5 protein-coding genes are annotated in these 2,598 nt (G+C 54.1%); all 5 read right to left on the bottom strand.

The genetic code is table 11. From position 1 onward, the window contains the following. Positions 1-500: hypothetical protein (locus PPL9_RS28960; RefSeq protein WP_152986865.1), on the bottom strand; the 500-nt coding region annotated here is incomplete at its 3' end. After that, positions 493-720 carry a hypothetical protein gene (locus PPL9_RS28965; protein WP_057465972.1) on the bottom strand — a complete coding sequence of 76 codons (228 nt, stop codon included), beginning with the start codon at positions 718-720 and terminating at the stop codon, positions 493-495. The genes PPL9_RS28960 and PPL9_RS28965, both read right to left, overlap by 8 nt. Beyond that, a complete protein-coding gene (locus PPL9_RS28970) occupies positions 720-1,169 on the bottom strand; it encodes a hypothetical protein (RefSeq protein ID WP_200962385.1) in 450 nt (149 codons plus the stop codon). The genes PPL9_RS28965 and PPL9_RS28970 overlap by 1 nt, the downstream gene beginning before the upstream one ends. 354 nt (positions 1,170-1,523) lie before the next feature. Continuing rightward, the gene (locus tag PPL9_RS28980; protein ID WP_057465975.1) at positions 1,524-2,171 is read right to left on the bottom strand and encodes a hypothetical protein; all 648 of its coding nucleotides are present in this window, start codon (positions 2,169-2,171) and stop codon (positions 1,524-1,526) included. Positions 2,172-2,173: 2 nt separating this feature from the next. Beyond that, positions 2,174-2,449, bottom strand: a complete 276-nt coding sequence (locus PPL9_RS28985; RefSeq protein WP_057465976.1) for a hypothetical protein — start codon at positions 2,447-2,449, stop codon at positions 2,174-2,176. Between the last annotated feature and the right edge of the window lie 149 nt (positions 2,450-2,598).

A 2,598-nucleotide genomic window follows, 5' to 3' on the forward strand; every position in this document is an offset into this window, starting at 1 on the left:
TCTGGCTCGCCAATCCAAGGTGTTGGCGCTGCAATGACGGCAACATCTGTGGTTTCCATAGAGCTGATGAAATGTTGATTGTGCTGCTTTGCCAGCCTTACTGCTGCGGCGTAGCTCTCTGCTGCCCATATTTCGTCTGGGCCAATGAAGTGAACGCCCCAAAGAAAGCGGTTCGCGATCTTGTCCAGCCTGTTCAGCAAGCAAGGTTCTCGGGTTTCGGAGGTGTCAAACACTTCACTGAGTACGCGGCGGACTTCTTCAAGGTTATCGTTGCAGCCTTTGGCGTATTCGTGGCTGGTGGTTGGCGGCATAAACGCGATGCCCATGTCGACGCTCTCCAGAGAACCTTCCATCTCTTCGAGTAGTCTGTCGCTCTCTGTGCTCTTAGCTGTCGCGAGTTCTTCTTGCAGCTTCTTAATCTGCGCGATCAACTCGGGTCTGGTGCCAAACCGGATTCCGTCCTCGTAGTAATCCGGGTTGCTGGTGTTCAAGCTATCCATGATCGTCTCCTTGATTGAAGGCTGAGATGGTGAGTAAGAGCTTTTCAAGCAGGTCTGCGGTGCGATCTCGCATCCCGCTTGGCATGTGTTGATTGACCTTTGTGGCGAGGTCGTCTGGAGCGCTCGCTGCCATCGCACTCAGTAACTCTGCTAAAGCCGCAGGGTTCTTTGTCAGGCATAAGCCGACATGGACGGGGTTGGCTTCTAACTCCAAGCGCATTATTCGCTCCTGCTTTCATCAAGTCGCTCAGGGTAACCTCGCAGCTTGATGTTGCGGACTTTTGGACCGCGTAGCCTAAGCGAATAGCTCACATAACCGTTGCGCAGTTTGTGGATGCGGTGCTCAAGTTCGGGGCGAACAATCCCGATGTTTCCGGGCTTCCATTCGCGGAGTTCTCCGGTGCCAAGTTCTTCGACATATCCGCCTTGAAGTACGACACGTATGGCCCAAGCCGGATGGGTGTGAAACGCGCCTTCGTTATCGGCTCTAACGAACTTGTGGAGCTGGATCTTGCAGCCGAGGAACGACACAAGGCGCTTGATGAGAAGGCTTGGGCCTTCTTCTTGCGAGCCTCTGAACTCATGGTATTTGAGGAAGAGGTGGAACATCGAGAACTCCGCAATAACAGGATCAGGAAATGCTTTAGACCGCGAATAAACAGCGTTCATGGGCGGTACAGGATGGTTGGCCTTTCTCGCTAATCACCCACTCCTTCGGATAGTTGGGGTGGTCCACATCATGAAAGAAAGCCGCAAAGCTGATTGAGCAACTCTTGCCGTTTGGTCCAGACTTGGTGCAGCAAGCGCAAAGTCTCTCTTCAAACAGGTCACCTTCGACGCCATTGCTGGGCCGCCACAGTTCGCCTGCGCGAGGTTTGAGAAGTTCAGCGTGTTTATCCAGATAAATTGGCATTGCTTTGCTCCAACATTGAGGAAGAAGGGGAAGCGGCTCAGGTGCGCCTTTCCTGAGCCGCTCATGCCGAGGCGACGCTTTCGCGCTTGGGAGGAGTAACCTCGGCAATGCTAATGGGCGTGGGTGACGTGCTGGAATGCTGCCAGCTTGCTCTCCTCTTCAGTGAGGAGGTTGCTGGCGGGTGTCTGGGGTAGCCAGCCTTTGTTGTTGCAATGGTCGCAATTTGTGCGAGGGAGCGTGCAGGTGCAGTAATCCTCTACGCAGTCGCAACGGTTTGCATCGTTGCCAGAGCAGGAGGGGCACGGGGTTTTGTCGGCTGTGCCGGTTTTGGCTTCCAGCACGTTCGCCACCATCTCAAAGACCTCGCTGCAAACTGCCTCCAGGTCGATAAGTTTCAAGACGTGGTCGCGATGGAACTTGTTGCAGGCAGCGGCGGCTTCTTTGAATGTGCTGTGTGTCTTGTTGTCTGAAGAATAGATGCCGTTGGCGCGCTGGAAGTATGCGAGCCAATCGGTTTTCCCGTTATACCAGTCCCGGCGCACGATCATGTAGAGCATAAGAGGCGGCTTGGAGTAGAACTCGAAGGTCTTAAAGTGAGCGTCCTGAGGTGGGCGAGACTGCGGTTCTGACCAGCGAAGCGGGTAGATGAACTCCTCAATGATCCGCTTGAAAGCAGGTACCGAATAGCCCGCGGTTCTGGCTGTATCTCTGATGGTTTCGACTGCTGATACAGTGGCTTTAGGTGCTAAGACTGGCATGGTCAGCTCCGTGTTTCTTCGTCGCGTTCTTGGTAGGCGAGAATGATCTTCGCAGCGTGCCAAGAGAGGTCCATTTGATTGCTCAGGGTGAGTTCGTCGAAAGGGACTTGCTTGCTCGTAGACTGTGTTTCCCAAAAAGCTTTCGAAGCAGTCTTCAGGGCAGACGGATTGAGGTCTTCAATTGGGAGAGAGCCGGTTCCGTTGCAGCGTTCGCACTCGCTTAATGCAAGGTGGAAATAGTCATCGCGTCCGGTTCCAACGCAGCTAGGGCACTTCATTGCTCGTTCTCCTGCTCTAGGGCTGTTCCATAGCGAGCCGGCTCCATTCCGAACCAGTAGAGCTGCCACATGCGGAGGGTGTTTACAGTGAAGATGAGGGGAAGGAAGGTCATGCTGCTTCCTCCATTGCCATGAGTTCGGGAACGTTG

Origin of the sequence: Pseudovibrio sp. POLY-S9 (assembly GCF_001431305.1) — a bacterium.
GTDB lineage: Bacteria > Pseudomonadota > Alphaproteobacteria > Rhizobiales > Stappiaceae > Pseudovibrio.